General features: G+C 65.1%; 24 protein-coding genes and 1 tRNA gene. 18 read left to right on the top strand and 7 right to left on the bottom strand.

The genetic code is table 11. From position 1 onward, the window contains the following. Positions 1-3 precede the first annotated feature (3 nt). A complete protein-coding gene (crtD, locus tag KJJ24_RS09435) occupies positions 4-1,506 on the top strand; it encodes a C-3',4' desaturase CrtD (protein WP_214338278.1) in 1,503 nt (500 codons plus the stop codon). A 9-nt stretch (positions 1,507-1,515) separates the two neighbouring features. On the opposite strand, the gene KJJ24_RS09430 is transcribed toward crtD, so the two are convergent. Beyond that, positions 1,516-2,406 carry a prephenate/arogenate dehydrogenase gene (locus KJJ24_RS09430; protein WP_214338277.1) on the bottom strand — a complete coding sequence of 297 codons (891 nt, stop codon included), beginning with the start codon at positions 2,404-2,406 and terminating at the stop codon, positions 1,516-1,518. A 41-nt stretch (positions 2,407-2,447) separates the two neighbouring features. Here KJJ24_RS09430 and KJJ24_RS09425 point away from each other — a divergent pair, with 41 nt between their 5' ends. From KJJ24_RS09425 to KJJ24_RS09415, 3 genes are all read left to right on the top strand, one after another. Then, positions 2,448-3,881: a helicase gene (locus KJJ24_RS09425; RefSeq protein ID WP_214343536.1), complete on the top strand. Its 1,434-nt coding sequence runs from the start codon at positions 2,448-2,450 to the stop codon at positions 3,879-3,881. Between the two features lie 36 nt (positions 3,882-3,917). Then, positions 3,918-4,163: a DUF2839 domain-containing protein gene (locus KJJ24_RS09420; protein ID WP_214338276.1), complete on the top strand. Its 246-nt coding sequence runs from the start codon at positions 3,918-3,920 to the stop codon at positions 4,161-4,163. Between the two features lie 115 nt (positions 4,164-4,278). After that, complete coding sequence (locus KJJ24_RS09415; protein ID WP_214338275.1) at positions 4,279-4,617, top strand: DUF1815 family protein; 339 nt, start codon at positions 4,279-4,281, stop codon at positions 4,615-4,617. A gap of 60 nt (positions 4,618-4,677) precedes the next feature. Here the strand turns inward: KJJ24_RS09415 and recA are convergent, their stop codons facing one another. From recA to KJJ24_RS09385, 6 genes are all read right to left on the bottom strand, one after another. Beyond that, positions 4,678-5,814 (bottom strand): recombinase RecA, encoded by a 1,137-nt coding sequence (gene recA / locus KJJ24_RS09410; protein WP_214338274.1) that lies wholly within the window; start codon positions 5,812-5,814, stop codon positions 4,678-4,680. Positions 5,815-5,970: 156 nt separating this feature from the next. After that, on the bottom strand, positions 5,971-6,723 hold the full coding sequence (locus KJJ24_RS09405; protein WP_214338273.1) for an HAD family hydrolase: 753 nt from the start codon (positions 6,721-6,723) through the stop codon (positions 5,971-5,973). 18 nt (positions 6,724-6,741) lie between these two features. Next, positions 6,742-6,813: transfer RNA gene (locus KJJ24_RS09400), tRNA-Gln, on the bottom strand. A 109-nt stretch (positions 6,814-6,922) separates the two neighbouring features. After that, positions 6,923-8,572 carry an AAA family ATPase gene (locus KJJ24_RS09395; protein ID WP_214338272.1) on the bottom strand — a complete coding sequence of 550 codons (1,650 nt, stop codon included), beginning with the start codon at positions 8,570-8,572 and terminating at the stop codon, positions 6,923-6,925. A gap of 55 nt (positions 8,573-8,627) precedes the next feature. Continuing rightward, positions 8,628-9,659: an LdpA C-terminal domain-containing domain gene (locus KJJ24_RS09390; protein WP_214338270.1), complete on the bottom strand. Its 1,032-nt coding sequence runs from the start codon at positions 9,657-9,659 to the stop codon at positions 8,628-8,630. Beyond that, complete coding sequence (locus tag KJJ24_RS09385; protein WP_214338268.1) at positions 9,656-10,123, bottom strand: NAD(P)H-quinone oxidoreductase subunit N; 468 nt, start codon at positions 10,121-10,123, stop codon at positions 9,656-9,658. The genes KJJ24_RS09390 and KJJ24_RS09385 overlap by 4 nt, the downstream gene beginning before the upstream one ends. A gap of 399 nt (positions 10,124-10,522) precedes the next feature. Here KJJ24_RS09385 and rplC point away from each other — a divergent pair, with 399 nt between their 5' ends. The 14 genes from rplC to rpsH all read left to right on the top strand — a co-directional run bounded on the left by rplC (position 10,523) and on the right by rpsH (position 17,130). Continuing rightward, entirely contained in the window at positions 10,523-11,170 is a 648-nt protein-coding gene (rplC, locus tag KJJ24_RS09380) for a 50S ribosomal protein L3 (RefSeq protein ID WP_214338266.1), read from the top strand. Between the two features lie 11 nt (positions 11,171-11,181). Further along, positions 11,182-11,817 (top strand): 50S ribosomal protein L4, encoded by a 636-nt coding sequence (rplD, locus tag KJJ24_RS09375; protein WP_214338264.1) that lies wholly within the window; start codon positions 11,182-11,184, stop codon positions 11,815-11,817. Then, the gene (locus KJJ24_RS09370; RefSeq protein WP_214338262.1) at positions 11,810-12,112 is read left to right on the top strand and encodes a 50S ribosomal protein L23; all 303 of its coding nucleotides are present in this window, start codon (positions 11,810-11,812) and stop codon (positions 12,110-12,112) included. Before rplD ends, KJJ24_RS09370 begins: the two co-directional genes overlap by 8 nt. 15 nt (positions 12,113-12,127) lie before the next feature. Continuing rightward, a complete protein-coding gene (rplB, locus tag KJJ24_RS09365; RefSeq protein WP_214338260.1) occupies positions 12,128-12,991 on the top strand; it encodes a 50S ribosomal protein L2 in 864 nt (287 codons plus the stop codon). Positions 12,992-13,026: 35 nt separating this feature from the next. Next, positions 13,027-13,302, top strand: a complete 276-nt coding sequence (rpsS, locus tag KJJ24_RS09360; protein WP_010311665.1) for a 30S ribosomal protein S19 — start codon at positions 13,027-13,029, stop codon at positions 13,300-13,302. A gap of 4 nt (positions 13,303-13,306) precedes the next feature. Then, the gene (rplV, locus tag KJJ24_RS09355) at positions 13,307-13,660 is read left to right on the top strand and encodes a 50S ribosomal protein L22 (protein WP_214338258.1); all 354 of its coding nucleotides are present in this window, start codon (positions 13,307-13,309) and stop codon (positions 13,658-13,660) included. 19 nt (positions 13,661-13,679) lie between these two features. After that, entirely contained in the window at positions 13,680-14,408 is a 729-nt protein-coding gene (gene rpsC / locus KJJ24_RS09350) for a 30S ribosomal protein S3 (RefSeq protein ID WP_214338256.1), read from the top strand. A gap of 16 nt (positions 14,409-14,424) precedes the next feature. Beyond that, complete coding sequence (gene rplP, locus KJJ24_RS09345; RefSeq protein WP_214338254.1) at positions 14,425-14,886, top strand: 50S ribosomal protein L16; 462 nt, start codon at positions 14,425-14,427, stop codon at positions 14,884-14,886. 2 nt (positions 14,887-14,888) lie between these two features. After that, complete coding sequence (gene rpmC / locus KJJ24_RS09340; protein ID WP_214338252.1) at positions 14,889-15,098, top strand: 50S ribosomal protein L29; 210 nt, start codon at positions 14,889-14,891, stop codon at positions 15,096-15,098. Between the two features lie 17 nt (positions 15,099-15,115). Beyond that, entirely contained in the window at positions 15,116-15,367 is a 252-nt protein-coding gene (gene rpsQ, locus KJJ24_RS09335; RefSeq protein ID WP_010311655.1) for a 30S ribosomal protein S17, read from the top strand. A gap of 12 nt (positions 15,368-15,379) precedes the next feature. Next, entirely contained in the window at positions 15,380-15,745 is a 366-nt protein-coding gene (gene rplN / locus KJJ24_RS09330; protein ID WP_214338250.1) for a 50S ribosomal protein L14, read from the top strand. A gap of 1 nt (position 15,746) precedes the next feature. Beyond that, positions 15,747-16,103: a 50S ribosomal protein L24 gene (gene rplX / locus KJJ24_RS09325; protein ID WP_214338248.1), complete on the top strand. Its 357-nt coding sequence runs from the start codon at positions 15,747-15,749 to the stop codon at positions 16,101-16,103. Between the two features lie 66 nt (positions 16,104-16,169). Continuing rightward, a complete protein-coding gene (gene rplE, locus KJJ24_RS09320; protein ID WP_214338247.1) occupies positions 16,170-16,709 on the top strand; it encodes a 50S ribosomal protein L5 in 540 nt (179 codons plus the stop codon). A gap of 19 nt (positions 16,710-16,728) precedes the next feature. Then, a complete protein-coding gene (gene rpsH / locus KJJ24_RS09315; protein ID WP_214338246.1) occupies positions 16,729-17,130 on the top strand; it encodes a 30S ribosomal protein S8 in 402 nt (133 codons plus the stop codon). The last annotated feature ends 3 nt before the right edge of the window (positions 17,131-17,133 follow it).

The raw sequence follows: 17,133 nt of genomic DNA, 5'->3' as shown, positions 1-17,133 counted from the left end.
GCCATGTTGAGCCGTTGTGATGTGGCGGTGGTGGGGGGCGGCATCGCCGGCCTCACCGCCGCAGCCCTGCTGGCCGCAGAAGGGCTACAGGTGGAGCTGCTGGAGGCTCATAGCCAGAGCGGCGGTTGTGCGGGTACCTTCCGACGCGGGCCCTACACCTTTGATGCAGGCGCCACCCAGGTAGCTGGTTTTGAGCAGGGCGGGATCCACCAGCGGCTGTTTCAACACCTTGGCGTGCCGCTGCCGCAGGCCAGTCCTTTGGATCCTGGTTGCAGCGTGCTGCTGGATGGTGAGCGCGATCTGATTCACCTCTGGCGTGATCCAGAGCGCTGGCGCCAAGAGCGGCAACATCAATTTCCGGGTAGCGAGCCGTTTTGGCAGCTTTGTGCGTGGCTGCACCGCAGCAACTGGGCCTTTGCTGGCCGCGATCCGGTGCTGCCGCCCCGCAACCTCTGGGACCTGCAACAGCTACTAACAGCGGTGGGCCCGGGCACCCTGGCCAGTGGCGTGCTGGTGGGTGCCACCATCGCTGATCTGCTCCAGCTCACTGGTTGCGGCGGTGATCAGCGCTTGCGACGTTTTCTGGATCTGCAGCTAAAGCTCTATTCCCAGGAGCCTGCCGATCGCACCGCAGCGCTTTATGGCGCCACCGTGTTGGCGATGGCCCAGGCGCCCCTCGGGCTTTGGCATCTGCAGGGGTCGATGCAACAGCTCAGTGGTTCGCTTGAGCGGGCTTTGGCCATCGCCGGTGGAGTGCTGCGCTTGCGTCACCGGGTGGAGAGCTTGCGGCCTGGCGCCGATGGTTGGCGGCTGGAGGGCCAGGCGCCGGGTCAACGCCCTTTTGTGCTCCATGCCGATCAGGTGGTAAGCACCCTGCCGCCTCAGCTGCTACCTGCCTTGCTCGGTGAGTCGCTGCCTGAGGGCTACGGCAAGCGCATCCATGGCTTTCCCGATCCCTCCGGTGCGCTGGTGCTCTACGGGGCAGTGGAACGGGAGCGATTGCCAGAGCATTTTGGTTTGCACGCGCAGCTGGAGTGGAGCGATCCCGGCAGCCTGTTTGTGTCGATCAGCGCCGAAAGCGATGGCCGCGCGCCCGCTGGCCAGGCCACCTTGATCGCCAGTGTGTTTACGCCAGCTAAGCCTTGGTTTGGCCTGCCCGAGCCTGAGTATCAGCAGCGCAAATATCAGGCCCTCGCTGGGATTCAGGCCGGTCTTCAGCAGCTGCTCGCTGTAGCCCCTGAGGATTACCTCCATGCCGAACTGGCAACGCCACGTGGCTTCGCCGGTTGGACCGGCCGGCCCTTTGGCTTCGTTGGAGGCTTAGGGCAGCATCCCAGTCGTTTTGGTCCGTTCGGCTTGGCGAGCCGCACGCCGCTGCCAGGTCTTTGGCTCTGCGGTGATGCGATTTATCCCGGCGAGGGCACTGCTGGGGTGAGCTTGTCGGCCTTCACGGCTTGCCGGCAACTGCTCGCCAGCTCCGGCCGCAAGCTCAAACTGCGGGGCTGATCTCTGGCTTTACAGGAATTCAGGCCGGATGGATTGGCAGTGTTGCAGCCGGGTCTGCAGCGGACCCCACTGCTCGTCTTGCACAAGCTCTTCGAGGCTCTCGAGCTGGCAGCGGTAGCGAGCCAGCGCTTGCAAGACCGCCTCGCGGTTGCATCGACTCATCAGCGCACCGAGCTCGGGGTTGCCGCCTCCAATCCTGCTCGTATCGGCGAAGCCGCTTGAGGCCAGCTGCCGCACGAGCTCTGCGGCAGCGGCGGCCTGGCCGCCTTGTTCGGCCGTTTCCAGGAGGGCCGCACTCACCAGTACGGGCATGTGGGAGATCAGGGCCACGGCCTGGTCGTGGGCAGGTGCGGTGCAGCTCAGCCACTGCGCCTGAACGACACCCGCCAGTTGCTGCACCATGGCCAGGGCGCCTAGATCCGTGCTGGCATCGGGCGTAACCACCCAGGGCCGCCCCGCAAACAAGCCCCGCAGGCCAGCCTCGACCCCAGCTTCGGCGGTGCCGGCCATCGGATGGCTGGCCACAAAACGCTCGTGTACGCCCTGCCAGCGCTGCAGCACCGGCTGCTTGACGGAGCCCACATCGGTGATCACCGCATGGCTGGGCAGGGCTGCCAGGAGCTCAGGTGAAGGCTCGAGCAGCCGATCGAGGGGGAGGGCTAGCACGATCAGCCCGCAGCCCTGCAGCACGGCGGGATCGATGCTGATCACATTGGCGAGCTGGCGCTGGCGAGCCCGTTGCGCCGTGCTCTCTCGGTGCACCAGTGCTCGGACCTCCACCCCGGCAGCTTGTAGATCAAGCCCCAGCGATCCTCCGATCAGCCCCAGGCCCACGATGCCCACCGGCTGATCGCGCAGGGGGCCCGGATCTTGGACCAGGTCCCTTTGCCTGGATGTCATTGCTGAACAGTGTCTTGGGGCCAGCTTCCTACGATTTCACGATGTTGGAAGCGCGGGCTCACCACCAACTCAAGGCTTTGCTGCAGCAAGGCGGTGAACCCCGCTGGCCCCATCACCTCACCTTGAGCCGTTTGGTGGCCCGCAGCCTCCGGCGCGCTGATCAAACCCTGGTGCGTCTGGCGCCCGGCAGCGATCCCAGCTGGCTGTTGGGGCTCTTGGTGCCCCTGGCCCTGCATCAGCAGCCTGTGGCGATGGTGGTGAGCGCTGGGCTGCGGCAGCGGTTGCTGCAGGTGGAGTTGCCCAGGCTGGAAGCGGTTGGCCTCAGCCTTCCCTGCTGGGAAGGCCCGCAGCCGCCTCCAGCTGGTCAGTTGTGGCTGCTGCAGCACGATCAGCTGGTGCAGGCCTGGCGAGCGGGAACCCTCGCCGACCATCAGCTGGTGGTGCCCGAGGGGGAGTTGCTGGAACCTCAGCTGCGTGAAGCCCTGGCGGTGGTGATCGACACCAGCCATTGGGAGCAGCTGCGCCGCAGCCTGCCGGCAGCGTCAGCCAGCCTGTTGGAGCTGCATGAACGGCTCAGCCGCCGCCTGTTGGCGCGACCCTGCGGTCCGCTGCAGCAGGTGGCGATTGCTCCTGAAGATGAAGCCCCCCTGCGTCAGCTGCTTTCCGTGCTGGGTCAGCTGCCTGAGCCGTGGCCCCGGTGGATGGCCAGTAGCAGGGATGGCTGGACCAGCTGGGCCAGGATCAACGCCGCGTTGCTTCAGTGGCAGTGGCATCGCCAGCCGCTCAATCCCCTGGTGGAGCTGCCTGGGTTGTTGGAGGGGCGGGGGCTGGTGCTCGTTGGCCCATGGCCACAGGGGCAGGGGCCAACGTTTGGCTTGACGCCCCTGGTGGAGCTTTGCCTCGCGGATCCGCCCCTGCTCGATCCCCTGCCGTTGTTTGCGCCCCAGGGGCAGCCGCTGCCGAATGCCCCTCACTACGCCGCTCACCTGCTCGATCAGTGCCGCCGCCTGGTGCTCGGCCAGAGCGGACTCACGGTGGTGCTGCTTGACGATGAAGGATTGAGGCTGGGCCTCACCAGCGGCCTTGCCGCGGAATTCGGGTCGCGGGTGGGGCATGAACTCACCGCGCCCGAGAGCAATGGCGTGATCTGTTGCAGTTGGAGCTGGTGGTTGGAGCACCAGCCGCGCCTTCCCCTGCCGGTCCAGCTGGTAGTGGCCACCCTGCCCATCGCCAGCATCGAAGATCCCCTAACGGCGGCGCGGGTGGCCGCGCTGCGCTTGCAAGGCCGTGATTGGTTTCGTGAGTTGTTGTTGCCTGAGGCCCTGCAGCGCCTGCAGCTGGCGGTGGCCGGTGTGCGCCGTAGCAGTGGCCGTCTGGCCGTGCTGGATGGCCGACTGCGCCGGCGCGGCTGGGGCCGTGCGGTGCTGGAGGCCCTGGAGCCTTGGGTGGCACTGACCCGGTTGCGTCCCGATTGAGCCCCTTAGCCTGTGGCCCTGATGCGATCAGGCTCGATGGGAGAGGCCAAGCGCCGCGCTGAACAGGGGTTGCCACCCCGGCCGAAGCCCACCAAGGCCAAGGCGGTTGATACATCGCCGCGGATTGCCCCTTGGTTGCCACTCACCCAGCAGCAGGGTGAGCAATTTGTTCAGATCACCACACGGGGAGCGTGGGTGGGGATCGCTGCCCTGGTGCTGTTCTGGGTGATCGTGCGCTTCGTCGGCCCTGCAGTTGGCTGGTGGGACTTGGCTGACGGCTGATCCCGCTCCATCCCGCCCACGTTTGCGAACGATGACAGAGGCGGCTTGCTGGCTAGTCCTACCCGCGCAATCCTGAAGAAAAGCTTAGGATCGGTTGATTCAATGCTCTGCGCCCATGTTCGCGCGTCTTGCTGAGCACTACCGATCCGTCGTGGAAGACCTGGTGATGAGCCTGCGCGCTCTCGCCGACGGCCTCCAGCAGAAGGGATTTGCGGCCACGTGTTACGTCTGCGGGGATGGCCGTGATGGTCATGGTGCTTCGTTCGTGGCCGATCTAGGCGATGGCCACATGGTGCGCTTCCTCGTCTCCGATTACGGCATCAGTTGGGTGGAATCCCGCAACGGCCATGAGCTTGTGAAGTTTGAAGGGGCTGAGGCCATCCAGGAGCTGGAGCGTGTTGCAGCGACACTCCATGGCCAGCACACCCCCTTGGCGGCCACTATCACGGCCTGAAGAGGCGCATGTGTTGGGAAGCCCCCGCCCAATTGGGTGGGGGCTTTTGATTGGCTGAGCTCAGCTGGCTGCGGGCACTGCTGCCTCGCTGGCCGCGACCGCCGATCCAGTGGCGGCCAGGCGAGCCGCGGCCGCGGCCACAGGCTTGAGCGAATCGCTCGTTTCGCTGAGCTTCTCGCGCACTTGCCGCTCGATCTTCTCTTTCGGCTCGGGGTTCTGCTCCAGCCAGGTGATCGTGTTGTCGCGGCCCTGACCGATGTTGTCGCCCTCGTAGCTGTACCAAGCCCCTTTACGCACCACCACGCCGTTTTCTTCGGCTAGATCCAGCAGGCAGCCCACGGTGCTGATGCCGCGGCCGAACAGGATGTCGAATTCGGCGATGCGGAAGGGGGGTGCCACCTTGTTTTTGGCCACCTTCACCTTGGCGCGGATGCCGTATTCCTCGGTGCCGCGCTTGAGGGTTTGGATGCGGCGGATGTCGAGGCGCACCGAGGCGTAGAACTTCAGCGCGTTACCACCGGTGGTGGTTTCGGGGTTGCCGTAGGTCACGCCGATCTTCTGGCGCAGCTGGTTGAGGAAGATCACCGTGCAACCGGATTTGCCGATGTTGCCGGTGATCTTGCGCATGGCCTGGCTCATCAGGCGGGCCTGGCTACCCACGGCGAGATCGCCCATCTCGCCTTCGATTTCTGCGCGGGGGGTAAGGGCGGCCACCGAGTCAACCACCACGATGTCAACGGCGGCGGAGCGCACCAGCTGATCCACGATCTCCAGGGCCATCTCGCCGGTGTCGGGTTGGGAGACCAGCAGGTTTTCAATGTCGACGCCTAGGGCTGCGGCGTACACCGGATCGAGGGCATGCTCCGCGTCGACGAAGGCGGCCACGCCCCCGCGCCGTTGCACCTCGGCGATGGCGTGCAGGGTGAGCGTGGTTTTACCGGAGCTTTCCGGGCCGTAGATCTCCACGACACGGCCTTTGGGATAGCCGCCGCCCAGGGCTAGATCGAGGGTGAGGGCTCCGGTGGGGCTGGTTTCGATGCGCATCCGCGATGCGTCGCCCAGCCGCATGATCGAGCCCTTGCCGAAGTTGCGCTCGATCTGGTTGAGCACCAGGCCCAGGGCCTTATCGCGCTCGGGGCTATTACTGCTTGGGCTGCTGCCGTTGCTGGCGGCGCTGGTTTTGGTGTCGGCGGGCATGTCTGCGAATCAGCGATGGGGGCAGGCCGCGGTGCAGGGAGCCGGCGGAACCGACCCCATCCTGAGCGACCTCATCAAGAGAAGTGCCACCGCAGGCGCCAGATGTTTCACCGCTGCCGGCTCCATCTGGCTGTAGTACAGGCGTACGCTAACGGATCAGGGCCAGCGCGCCAGGGGTGCGGCGAATTGTTCGGGATGCAGGGCCGTGATGCCTGCAGGTAGCTGCTCCAGATCGCCTGGGGCCAGGTAGCCCCACGACACTAGGAAGCAGCGCACGGCCTGCAGTGAGGGCGTGGCTCGCACCGCTTCCAGCGTGGGTCGCCGGTCTTCCACAAACCACAGCGGCCGCGCCTGTTGCCGGCTGAGCTGATCCAGCACCTCGGGCTTGCTGCCCTGCTCGTGCCCGTCCACCGCCTCAGGCGTCAGGCCGTAGGCCTTTAGGAGCTGGCGGGCGAAGGCCCCTCCCTTGGTGGTCAGCACACGCCAGGGGCTTCCTTCAGCCTCCAGGGCCTGCAGTCGCTCGAGGATGCCGGGGTAAGGACGATGGAGGGACAGCCAAGCGGCGGGTGCCGCTTGGATCGCCTCGGCTCGTTGTTGCTCGAGAGTCTGCTGCAGGGCCTGGGGCTCCAGTTGCCAGCGCCTCAGCGCGGTCTGAAGGTGGTGGTCGTAATCGGCGAGGTAGGCCGGCAGGTTGAGGTCCGGCCTGGAGAGCTCCAGGGCTGCCAGCACCATCTCCCAGCCTTTGTGGATCAGCGGGCGCAGCTGGCTGAAAGCGGCTGGGGCCTGCTCGGGTAGGTGCCGCTCTGGGCGCAGGGCGAGGGCGGCGCGCCGAGCACTCCACCAATACTCAGCCATGCCGTCAACGAGCACGCCGTCGAAGTCAAACACCAGCAGCGGCGCTTCAGCCATGGCTGGGGGAGTTCAAAACTGGGCCGCTAGGATTCGAACCTAGGAATGGCGGGACCAAAACCCGCTGCCTTACCACTTGGCGACGGCCCAACGAGTCGCTCAGGATCGGCGCCGAAGCGCTGCTGTGCGAGCACTCAGATAGTTACCCACAGCGGGTCGACCTTCGTCAATCTCGACTGGCCAATCTCCTGGCTGCTCCTCAGCGCGGGAAGATGCGCAACCGCTGCTGGCGTCCGCTGCCAAACTCCGCCGAGGCCAGCTGGTAGCGCTCCGCCAGCTCTGCCTGGAGCCGTCGCACCCGCTCGCTGCGCGGCAGCAGCTCCACCGGTTGCCCCTTGGCCAGCACCAGTTGCTCGACCGCCAGTCGGCACTCCTCTAGGGCCGCCAGGTCGTCGTCGAGGCCGCCTTGCTCAGGAGTGGGTTCGGGGGGCTCCGCCGGCTCGCGCCGTTGCAGCAATCGCTCCAGGCCACGCTGCACCTGCGGCAAGGTGTCGGCCTTGATCACCAGGATGGGCACACCGGCCAGCTGGGCCCGCCGCCGCAGCTCCGGCTGCTGTCCCAGCTGCTGGCGTAGGGCCAGCACCACATCGGCCTCTTCCACGGCATCGACGCATTGCACCGGGAGCCGGCGGCTGCGGATCGCTTGCTCTAGCAGCAGTTCGCTCACTCCCACACCGAACAGCATCAGGGGCGATTGGGCCGCAGGGCTTGGTGCTTCGTCTGTATCGGCCACTGGATCCGGCAGGGGTACCGGTGCCAGGGCGGCATAGCGCCGGTGGGGCTGTGCGCGTTCCCGGGGTGGCTCTGGCCGGATCAGGCTGTGGGGCTGTGCCGGTTCCTGCAGGTGCAAGCGCCCGTCGCCATCGAGCTCGCGCACTTGCGGACGGGGCTGTTGGCCCCGCAGCAACAAATCCACGGTGCGGGCCACATCACGGTGCACCAGCCAGCGGTGGCGGCTATGCATTTCGACCGCCAGGGGAAAGGTGGGTTCGGCGGCCCGCTCCAGCACCGTTTTCTGGCTGCGGCGCCGGCGTGCCTCTTCATCGCCAAGGGTCACCGATTCGATGCCTCCCACCAGGTCGCTGAGGGTGGGGTTCTTCACCAGGTTGGCCAGTTCGTTGCCGTGCGCTGTGGCCACGAGCATCACGCCCCGTTCGGCGATGGTGCGGGCTGCCTGGGCCTCGAGTTCGGTGCCGATCTCATCGATCACGATCACCTCGGGCATGTGGTTTTCCACCGCCTCGATCATCACCTGGTGCTGCAGTTCCGGCCTGGCCACCTGCATGCGCCTGGCCCGCCCGATAGCGGGGTGAGGGATGTCGCCATCGCCAGCGATTTCGTTGCTGGTGTCGATCACCACCACCCGCTTGCCCAGCTCATCGGCCAGCACTCGGGCGATCTCGCGCAGGGCGGTGGTTTTACCCACACCCGGGCGGCCCATCAGCAGCAGCGACTCGCCCGAATCCATCAGATCGCGCACCATCGCCACCGTGCCGAACACGGCCCGCCCCACCCGGCAGGTGAGGCCCACGATTGTGCCGGTGCGGTTGCGGATGGCGCTGATGCGGTGCAGGGTGCGCTCGATGCCAGCGCGGTTATCGCCGCCGAAGGCGCCCAGCTGTTCCACCACCGCCGCCAGATCGGCCCGCTCCACGACCGCATCGCCCAGGTTCACCGCTTGGCCGGGGTAGCGGGCTTCTGGCACCCGGCCCAGATCGAGCACCACCTCCAGCAGTTGTTCACGGGCCTCGGCAGGCGCCAAGGCTTCACGCACGGGATCGGGCAGCACCTCCAGCAGCCGATCGAGATCGTCGGTGATGCGCTGAGGGGTGATCGGAGCGGAAACCATCACAGTGGGTGGAGTCGGCAGTGGGGCCGTGACTCCTGAACGGGCGTTCTAGCCATCAGCGCGTCAGCCAGGGAGCCACAAGCACTTCAGCGCTGTCGAGGGCCTGCTCCAGTAGGTCGGGGCATTCGAGCAGACGTTGTCCGCGGACCTCGGCTTGCAGCAGCAGTGGTTGCAGCAGGCTGCGGGCCACGCCGCCGAAGGCCACCCCAGCGGCACCACAGGAAGGCGGTAGCAAGGCTGCGGTGCTGCCGTTCGTGCCCCCCGCCAGCTGGAGCGGGCCAGGGGGGGCCCAGGGGCGGATCGCCTCCAGCAATCTCACAGCGGATCGGGCGGTACCGGCCCCTACGTCGCCGCTCATCGGTCGTCCATCGAGCTGCCAGAGCGGGCGCAGACCGGCCTGGCGCACCACAACATGGCGCTGCCAGAGCTCCGCAGCCAGCTCGTGGGTGCTCAGGGGGCTCGGCTGCGGCCCCGCAGCGGCGCCGCGCTCCAGGCCGCAGCTCACCGCTAGCCGCTGCAGTTGTAAGCCGCTGACGAGCACCTGCTGCACGCGTTCTGTGAACGGTCGCTGACGCCCTGCCTGGGTGTGCAGTTCCACCGCATCGGGTTGAACGCTTGCCAGCAGCTGGGGCACGGCAGCGGCGCTGAGCAGCGCCTGCTGCTCTTCGATCAGCCCCAGCGGACACGCGGGCAAGCAGCGGCCGCAGCCATAGCAGCGCTCCGCCAGGACCCCGCCGCTGGCACCGATCGCCAGGGCCGGGCAGACCCGCTGGCACGGCCTGGGGCAGTCGGGCGGGCAGCGCTGCGGATCGAAGTGGGCCTTGCGGAAATGGGGATCGGCGCCATCACTGAGGCTGAGCATGAGCCAGGGGCGCTGGGCACCGCGCTGCTCGGCCCAGGCCATGCCTCGCCGGGCGGCGGCGGCCACAGCGGCGTCAGCGGCGACGTCGATGCAGTGCACGCCGGCCAGGCTGTACACAGCGCAGAGGTCTTCGATGGCGGCAAGATCTTGGTTGCCGGCACCGCAGATCAGCTTCACCCAGCGGCCGGCCGCCAGGGCGGCTTCGGGAGCCGCACTGGCGCTCAAGCCGCTTGGTTGAGCACCGAGGCCAGGGGTTGCCAGCGCAGGGCGCGAGCACCGCCGAGTTCCACCACGATCTTCAGCCGGGGTTCACGACGGGTGAGCTCTAGCAATGAGGCCAGCTCTGCCTTGGAGAGCACTTGCCCCTCCAGCAACCAGAGCAGCACCGGTGCGCTGCCTTCAAACAGGTGGCCGAGCTGCGGTGCGGCCATGTGCACCTCGCCGACTGCGGCACCGCGGCCCACGCTCTGATGCCCCAGGTGTGGGGGGCGCACGCCATGTTGTTGCAGCAGGAAAGCTTCCGGATCCCCGAGGCCTCGGGCCGAGGTGATCTGGGCCCGATAGCCAGCCGCGCGCAATCGGCGCAAGAGGCGGGTTTCAGCGCCGCCTTCGAGTGGGGCGTAGAGGGCTAGGGCTCCCGCCCGCTCCAGCTCCTGGCGAAATCCTCGGCCGGTGAGCAGCAGGGGCATGGGCTGAGCGGGATGATGGGGCGAGTCTGGCAGCACACCACCTGGGTAGGGGTGTCGGGCGGTGAGATACCATCTTTGCTTGTGCAATTGCAACTGTGCCCGTCCGCTAGCCGGGCCTCCAGCGCACTGCACAAAGGTCGCCAGTGGTGGCGGCCTTCCCGGGCCTGCGCGGCTCTTCATGAACCGCCGGGAAACTGCTGAATCTGGTGTGCGGGCCTCCCGCGCTGCCCCAGCAAGTCCCAGCCCCCGCTGCTTCGACGCTGCTAGCCCAACCGAATCATCACGCTGTTCCCCCGGATCGCTCCGGATGCAGCCGATCTGATTCGGTCCAAGTGCGCAACCCGATTCAGCCACGCCACTCCAGAGGAGTGGTTGTCCTGCTGGCGTTTCTCCCTACTTATGTCCATCGGCATTCTTGGGAAGAAACTGGGCATGTCCCAGTTCTTCGACGACGAAGGCAGATCCATCCCGGTCACCGTGATCGAGGCGGGTCCTTGCCGGATTACCCAACTCAAAACCGACAGCAACGACGGCTACACGGCCGTTCAGCTGGGCTTCGGTGACATCCGCGAGAAGCTCGTCAATAAGCCGGCCAAGGGTCACCTGGCCAAGTCCGGCAGCGAGCCTTTGCGCCATCTGAAGGAGTACCGCGTCGACACCGTCGACGGTTTGGAGCTCGGTGGTGCAATCACCGTGGCCGCCTTTGAGGCGGGCCAGAAGGTCGATGTGAGCGGCGACACCGTTGGTCGTGGTTTCGCTGGTTTTCAAAAGCGCCACGGCTTCAGCCGCGGCCCTATGACTCACGGTTCCAAGAACCACCGCGAACCGGGTTCCATCGGCGCCGGCACCACCCCCGGCCGTGTGTATCCCGGCAAGCGCATGGCTGGTCGCTACGGCGGCAAGCAGATCACCACCCGCGGTCTCGTGATCCTGAAAGTGGATGCCGAGCGCAATCTGCTGGTGGTGAAGGGCTCGGTGCCTGGTAAGCCCGGCGCCCTGCTGAACATCCTCCCCGCCAAGCGGGTGGGCTTCAAAGCCGCGAACTGAGGAGGACAGAGATGGCTAACTGTGTTGTTCGCGATTGGCAGGGCAAGGAGGCCGGTAAGGCCGCCCTTGAGCTGAAGGTCGCCAAGGAAACGTCGGCTAACGACCTGGTGCATCGCGCTGTGGTCCGTCAGCTGGCCCATGCCCGTCAGGGCACCGCTAGCACCCTCACCCGCGCCGAAGTCGCTGGTGGTGGTCGCAAGCCCTACAAGCAGAAGGGCACAGGTCGCGCCCGTCAGGGTTCGATCCGTACTCCCCTGCGCCCCGGTGGTGGTGTGGTGTTCGGGCCCAAGCCCCGCACCTACAACCTGGCGATGAACCGCAAGGAGCGTCGCCTGGCTCTGCGCACCGCGTTGATGAGCCGCACCGCCGACATCACCGTGGTGAAGGGATTCGCCGCTGGTCTGGACACCCCCAAGACCAAAGAAATCACGGCAGCCCTGAGCCGCTTCGGCATCGCCGATGGTTCCAAGGTTCTGGTGGTGCTGGATGCCCCCAGTGAGGTAGTGCGCCGTTCGGTGCGCAACCTTGAAAAGGTGAAGCTGATCGCTGCCGATCAGCTCAACGTGTTCGACCTGCTCCACGCCAACGCCCTGGTGGTGAGCGAGGAAGCGCTCGCGAAGATTCAGGAGGTCTACGGCGATGACTGAACGTTTTAACGGTCGTCTGGCGGATGTGATCCGCCGGCCGCTGATCACTGAGAAGGCCACCCGGGCCATTGAGCAGAACCAGTACACCTTTGAGGTGGACCACCGCGCTGCCAAGCCCGACATCAAGGCCGCCGTCGAGCAGCTGTTCGACGTCAAGGTCATCGGCGTCAGCACCATGAATCCCCCGCGTCGTACGCGTCGCGTGGGCCGTTTCGCCGGCAAGCGTGCCCAGGTGAAAAAGGCCGTGGTGCGCCTTGCCGATGGCAACGCCATCCAGCTGTTCCCTGAAGCCTGAGGGGTTTAACGAATCATGGGAATCCGTAAGTACCGCCCCATCACCCCCGGCACGCGTACCCGTGTCGCCAGTGACTTCGCTGAAGTCACTGGCCGCGGCCGCGAACGGGGCCTGGTGGTGGCCAAGCACCAGCGCAAAGGCCGCAACAACCGCGGTGTGATCACCTGCCGTCATCGCGGCGGTGGCCACAAGCGCCTCTATCGCCTCGTCGACTTCCGCCGTGACAAGCACGGTGTGGTGGCGAAGGTGGCCGCGATCCATTACGACCCGCACCGCAACGCCCGTCTGGCGCTGCTCTTCTACGCCGATGGCGAGAAGCGCTACATCCTGGCTCCGGCTGGTGTAGCCGTGGGTTCCACCGTGGTGTCGGGCCCTGAGGCTCCGATCGAGACCGGCAACGCACTGCCTCTCTCCGCCATCCCCCTCGGCTCCAGCGTTCATTGCGTTGAGCTGTACGCCGGTCGTGGCGGTCAGATGGTGCGCACTGCCGGTGCGAGTGCTCAGGTGATGGCGAAAGAAGGCGATTACGTCGCCCTCAAGCTGCCCTCCACCGAGGTTCGCCTGGTGCGTCGAGAGTGCTACGCCACCCTCGGCGAAGTGGGCAACTCGGAAGTGCGCAACACCAGCCTGGGTAAGGCCGGTCGTCGCCGCTGGCTGGGTCGTCGCCCGCAGGTGCGAGGCAGCGTGATGAACCCCTGCGATCACCCCCACGGTGGTGGCGAGGGCCGCGCTCCAATCGGTCGTTCAGGCCCTGTTACCCCCTGGGGTAAGCCGGCCCTCGGCCTCAAGACCCGCAAGCGGAACAAACCCAGCAATCGGTTTGTGCTCCGGAAACGTCGCCGCACCTCCAAGCGGAGCCGCGGCGGACGCGATTCGTGATCCAACTCACCGCTTTGCTGTTCGTTTAAACCGCTATGGGACGCTCACTCAAAAAAGGTCCGTTTATTGCCGACAGCCTTCTGCGGAAGGTTGAAAAGCAGAACGCGGCTGATGACAAGTCTGTGATCAAAACCTGGTCACGTGCTTCCACAATCCTGCCGATGATGATCGGCCACACCATTGCCGTTCATAACGGCAAGGCCCACGTTCCCGTCTACGTGACGGAGCAGATGGTGGGTCACAAGCTTGGGGAATTTGCGCCCACCCGCAACTTCCGCGGCCACATCAAGGACAAGAAAGGAGGCCGCTGAGCACATGGCTAACACCTCATCCACCACTGCCCAGGCACACGGCCGCTACATCCGCGGCTCCGTGTCCAAGGTGCGTCGTGTGCTCGATCAGATCCGTGGTCGCAGCTACCGCGACGCGCTGATCATGCTCGAGTTCATGCCCTACCGCTCCACAGGCCCGATCACCAAGGTCCTACGGAGTGCTGTGGCCAACGCCGAGAACAACCTGGGTCTCGATCCCGCTTCTCTTGTGATCTCTTCCGCCACGGCGGATATGGGTCCGGTGATGAAGCGTTTCCGCCCCCGCGCCCAGGGTCGCGCCTACGCGATTCAGAAAAAAACCTGCCACATCAGCATTGCTGTGGCTCCTGCCGCCTGACCCCCGAGGACACCGACCGATGGGACACAAGATCCATCCAACCGGCCTGCGCCTGGGGATCACCCAGGAGCACCGGTCCCGCTGGTACGCCCCCAGCAAGACCTACCCGACTCTTCTTCAAGAAGACGATCGGATCCGCAAGTTCATTCACAAGAAGTACAGCGCCGCTGGCATCAGCGACGTGGTGATCGCCCGCAAGGCTGATCAGCTCGAGGTTGAACTCAAAACCGCCCGCCCCGGCGTGCTCGTTGGCCGTCAAGGCAGCGGCATCGAGGATCTGCGCAGCGGTATCCAGAAAACCATTGGTGATACCGCCCGTCAGGTGCGGATCAACGTGGTGGAAGTGGAGCGCGTTGACGCTGACGCTTACCTGCTGGCTGAGTACATCGCTCAGCAATTGGAGAAGCGCGTGGCTTTCCGCCGCGTGATGCGCATGGCGATCCAGCGCGCTCAGCGCGCCGGGGTGCTTGGCATGAAGCTTCAGGTGAGCGGCCGCCTCAATGGTGCCGAGATCGCCCGCACCGAATGGAGCCGCGAAGGCCGTGTGCCTCTACACACCCTGCGTGCCGACATCGATTACGCCACCAAAGTGGCCACCACCACCTACGGGGTGCTGGGAATCAAGGTGTGGGTGTTCAAGGGCGAGGTGCTGCCCGGCAATAAGGACAAGGTGCCCGTGGGTGCAGCGCCTAAGCGCCGTGCCAGTCGCCGGCCCCAACAGTTCGAAGACCGTTCGAACGAAGAGTGATCAGGAGGCCTGAACCATGCTGAGTCCAAGACGCGTCAAATTCCGTAAGCAGCAGCGCGGCCGTATGCGCGGTGTCGCCACCCGTGGCAACACCATCGCCTTCGGTGAGTTCGCTCTGCAGGCCCAGGAGTGCGGGTGGATCACCTCCCGCCAGATTGAGGCCAGCCGCCGTGCGATGACCCGCTATGTGAAGCGGGGTGGAAAGATCTGGATCCGGATCTTCCCCGATAAGCCGGTGACCATGCGCCCCGCTGAAACCCGTATGGGTTCCGGTAAGGGCAACCCCGAGTTCTGGGTGGCCGTGATCAAGCCCGGTCGCATCCTGTTCGAGATGGGCGGTGCCGACATCACCCCAGAGATCGCCAAGGCAGCTATGCGCCTGGCGCAGTACAAGCTGCCCGTGAAGACCAAGTTCCTGTCCCTTGAGGATCAGGAATCTGCCCAGGCTGCCGAGGCGGCCACCACCGTGGAGTCCTGACCATGGCACGTCCCGACATCGCCGAGGTGCGCAAGCTGTCCGACGGCGACATCACCACGCAGATCGACGACACCCGTCGCGAGCTGTTCACCCTTCGTTTTGAGCAAGCCACCCGCCGGCTCGAGACGCCGCACCGCTTCAAGGCCGCCCGCATCAAGCTGGCTCAGCTGCTGACGGTGCAAACGGAGCGCCAGCGCTCCGCCGCTTCCTGATCCCCTAAGTAACCGTTATGGCAACCAAGGAAAGGGTCGGCACCGTCGTCAGCGACAAGATGGATAAGACCGTGGTGGTGGCGGTGGAAAACCGCTTCCCTCACCCCATCTATCAAAAGACGGTGAGCCGCACCAAGCGCTACAAGGCGCACGACGAGGAGAACGCCTGCAAGGTGGGAGACCGCGTCCGCATCACCGAAACCCGTCCCCTCAGCCGCACCAAGCGCTGGGCCGTGGCCGAGGTGCTGAACACCAGCAGCGCCAGCTGAGGAGATCTCCCGATGATTCAACAGGAAACATTCCTCAACGTCGCTGACAACAGTGGCGCTAAGCGCATCCAGTGCATCCGTGTGCTGGGCACCAACCGTCGCTACGCCCACGTGGGCGATGTGATCGTGGCCGCTGTTAAAGACGCCATGCCCAACATGGGCGTGAAAAAGTCCGATGTGGTCAAGGCTGTGGTGGTGCGCACCAGGGCCACCCTGCGTCGCGTTAACGGTAATTCGATCCGTTTCGATGACAACGCTGCCGTGATCCTCGGCACCGACAACAACCCCAAGGGCACCCGCGTCTTCGGTCCCGTGGCGCGCGAACTGCGCGACCGCAACTTCACCAAGATTGTGTCCCTCGCTCCGGAGGTGATCTGAGATGGCTACTGCCACCCCTAAAGCCAAGCCCCAGGTGCGCATCAAGATGCGCATCAAAAAGGGCGACACCGTGCAGGTGATCAGCGGTAAGGACAAGGGCAAGACCGGTGAGGTCCTGCGCACCCTTCCCCTGGAAAACCGTGTGGTGGTGCAGGGCGTGAATCTGCGCACCCGCCACGTCAAGCCCACCCAGGAGGGCGAGACCGGCCGCATCGTGACCGAGGAAGCTTCTCTGCATGCTTCCAACGTGATGCTCTTTTCTACCGATAAGAACGTGGTCAGCCGCGTCGAAATCGTTGTGGAGAAAGACGGCACCAAAAAGCGCCGCCTCAAGAAAACAGGCGAGATCCTCGACTGATCTCCATCTCTATCAATCTTGTCCGCCTTCTGACCAAGCCCAGAAGCGCAACCCCTGTCCCCCGTCATGTCCCTTAAACAGAACTATCGGGAGAAGATCCAGCCCAAGCTGCTGAAGGATCTCAATCTCTCGAATATCCACGAAGTCCCCAAGCTGGTCAAAGTGACCATCAACCGGGGCCTCGGTGAAGCCGCCCAGAATGCCAAGGCCCTCGAGGCCTCCATCGAGGAGCTGGCCACGATCACCGGTCAGAAGGTGAATGTGACTCGCGCCAAGAAAGCCATCGCCGGCTTCAAGATCCGTCAGGGCATGCCGATTGGTGTGGCCGTCACCCTGCGTGGCGACCGCATGTATGCGTTCCTCGAGCGTCTGATCAACTTGGCTCTACCTCGCATCCGTGATTTTCGCGGTGTGAGTGAGAAGAGCTTTGACGGTCGGGGCAATTACACCCTTGGGGTGAAGGAGCAGATCATTTTCCCTGAGATCTCCTTTGACAAGATCGACGCCATCCGGGGCATGGACATCACCATCGTGACCACTGCCCGTAACGACGAAGAGGGCCGGGCCCTCCTCCGCGAGATGGGAATGCCGTTCCGCAGTAACTGAGCCCTCTTCGGACCCGACCATGGCCAATCACGACCCAATTTCCGACATGCTTACTCGCATCCGTAATGCGAGTGAGAAGCGTCACCAATCCACCAAAGTGCCCGCTTCGCGCATGGCACGCAGCATCGCCAAGGTGCTGCAGCAGGAGGGCTTCATCGCCGAGATCTCTGAAGAGGGTGACGGCGTTGAAAAGCACCTCGTGCTCGAACTCAAATACAGCGGTAAGCACCGTCAGCCGCTGATCCGCACCGTGCAGCGCGTCAGCAAGCCCGGTCTGCGGATTTACAAGAACACCCGCCAGCTGCCCAAGGTGCTGGGCGGTCTCGGCGTGGCCATCATCTCCACCTCCAAAGGTGTGATGAGCGACCGCGATGCCCGTAAACAGGGCGTCGGCGGCGAAGTGCTCGCTTACGTCTACTGATCA

The sequence above is a fragment of the Synechococcus sp. LA31 genome (assembly GCF_018502385.1).
In the GTDB taxonomy this organism is placed as follows: Bacteria; Cyanobacteriota; Cyanobacteriia; order PCC-6307; family Cyanobiaceae; genus Vulcanococcus.
The sequence above is the reverse complement of the archived record's forward strand: the minus strand, read 5'-3'. Positions and strand labels throughout refer to the sequence as shown.

Excerpts from the sequence above, each read along its gene's own strand:
- rpmC (WP_214338252.1), top strand. The coding sequence starts at position 14,889 with ATGGCACGTCCCGACATCGCCGAGGTGCGCAAGCTGTCCGACGGCGAC.
- rplE (WP_214338247.1), top strand. The coding sequence starts at position 16,170 with ATGTCCCTTAAACAGAACTATCGGGAGAAGATCCAGCCCAAGCTGCTG.
- rplP (WP_214338254.1), top strand. The coding sequence starts at position 14,425 with ATGCTGAGTCCAAGACGCGTCAAATTCCGTAAGCAGCAGCGCGGCCGT.
- recA (WP_214338274.1), bottom strand. The coding sequence starts at position 5,814 with ATGCCCGCCGACACCAAAACCAGCGCCGCCAGCAACGGCAGCAGCCCA.
- KJJ24_RS09385 (WP_214338268.1), bottom strand. The coding sequence starts at position 10,123 with ATGCCCCTGCTGCTCACCGGCCGAGGATTTCGCCAGGAGCTGGAGCGG.
- rplN (WP_214338250.1), top strand. The coding sequence starts at position 15,380 with ATGATTCAACAGGAAACATTCCTCAACGTCGCTGACAACAGTGGCGCT.
- rpsQ (WP_010311655.1), top strand. The coding sequence starts at position 15,116 with ATGGCAACCAAGGAAAGGGTCGGCACCGTCGTCAGCGACAAGATGGAT.
- KJJ24_RS09415 (WP_214338275.1), top strand. The coding sequence starts at position 4,279 with ATGTTCGCGCGTCTTGCTGAGCACTACCGATCCGTCGTGGAAGACCTG.
- rpsC (WP_214338256.1), top strand. The coding sequence starts at position 13,680 with ATGGGACACAAGATCCATCCAACCGGCCTGCGCCTGGGGATCACCCAG.
- KJJ24_RS09420 (WP_214338276.1), top strand. The coding sequence starts at position 3,918 with ATGGGAGAGGCCAAGCGCCGCGCTGAACAGGGGTTGCCACCCCGGCCG.
- rplV (WP_214338258.1), top strand. The coding sequence starts at position 13,307 with ATGGCTAACACCTCATCCACCACTGCCCAGGCACACGGCCGCTACATC.
- rplC (WP_214338266.1), top strand. The coding sequence starts at position 10,523 with ATGTCCATCGGCATTCTTGGGAAGAAACTGGGCATGTCCCAGTTCTTC.
- rplD (WP_214338264.1), top strand. The coding sequence starts at position 11,182 with ATGGCTAACTGTGTTGTTCGCGATTGGCAGGGCAAGGAGGCCGGTAAG.
- KJJ24_RS09395 (WP_214338272.1), bottom strand. The coding sequence starts at position 8,572 with ATGGTTTCCGCTCCGATCACCCCTCAGCGCATCACCGACGATCTCGAT.
- crtD (WP_214338278.1), top strand. The coding sequence starts at position 4 with ATGTTGAGCCGTTGTGATGTGGCGGTGGTGGGGGGCGGCATCGCCGGC.
- rplX (WP_214338248.1), top strand. The coding sequence starts at position 15,747 with ATGGCTACTGCCACCCCTAAAGCCAAGCCCCAGGTGCGCATCAAGATG.
- rpsS (WP_010311665.1), top strand. The coding sequence starts at position 13,027 with ATGGGACGCTCACTCAAAAAAGGTCCGTTTATTGCCGACAGCCTTCTG.
- KJJ24_RS09370 (WP_214338262.1), top strand. The coding sequence starts at position 11,810 with ATGACTGAACGTTTTAACGGTCGTCTGGCGGATGTGATCCGCCGGCCG.
- rpsH (WP_214338246.1), top strand. The coding sequence starts at position 16,729 with ATGGCCAATCACGACCCAATTTCCGACATGCTTACTCGCATCCGTAAT.
- rplB (WP_214338260.1), top strand. The coding sequence starts at position 12,128 with ATGGGAATCCGTAAGTACCGCCCCATCACCCCCGGCACGCGTACCCGT.
- KJJ24_RS09405 (WP_214338273.1), bottom strand. The coding sequence starts at position 6,723 with ATGGCTGAAGCGCCGCTGCTGGTGTTTGACTTCGACGGCGTGCTCGTT.
- KJJ24_RS09425 (WP_214343536.1), top strand. The coding sequence starts at position 2,448 with ATGTTGGAAGCGCGGGCTCACCACCAACTCAAGGCTTTGCTGCAGCAA.
- KJJ24_RS09430 (WP_214338277.1), bottom strand. The coding sequence starts at position 2,406 with ATGACATCCAGGCAAAGGGACCTGGTCCAAGATCCGGGCCCCCTGCGC.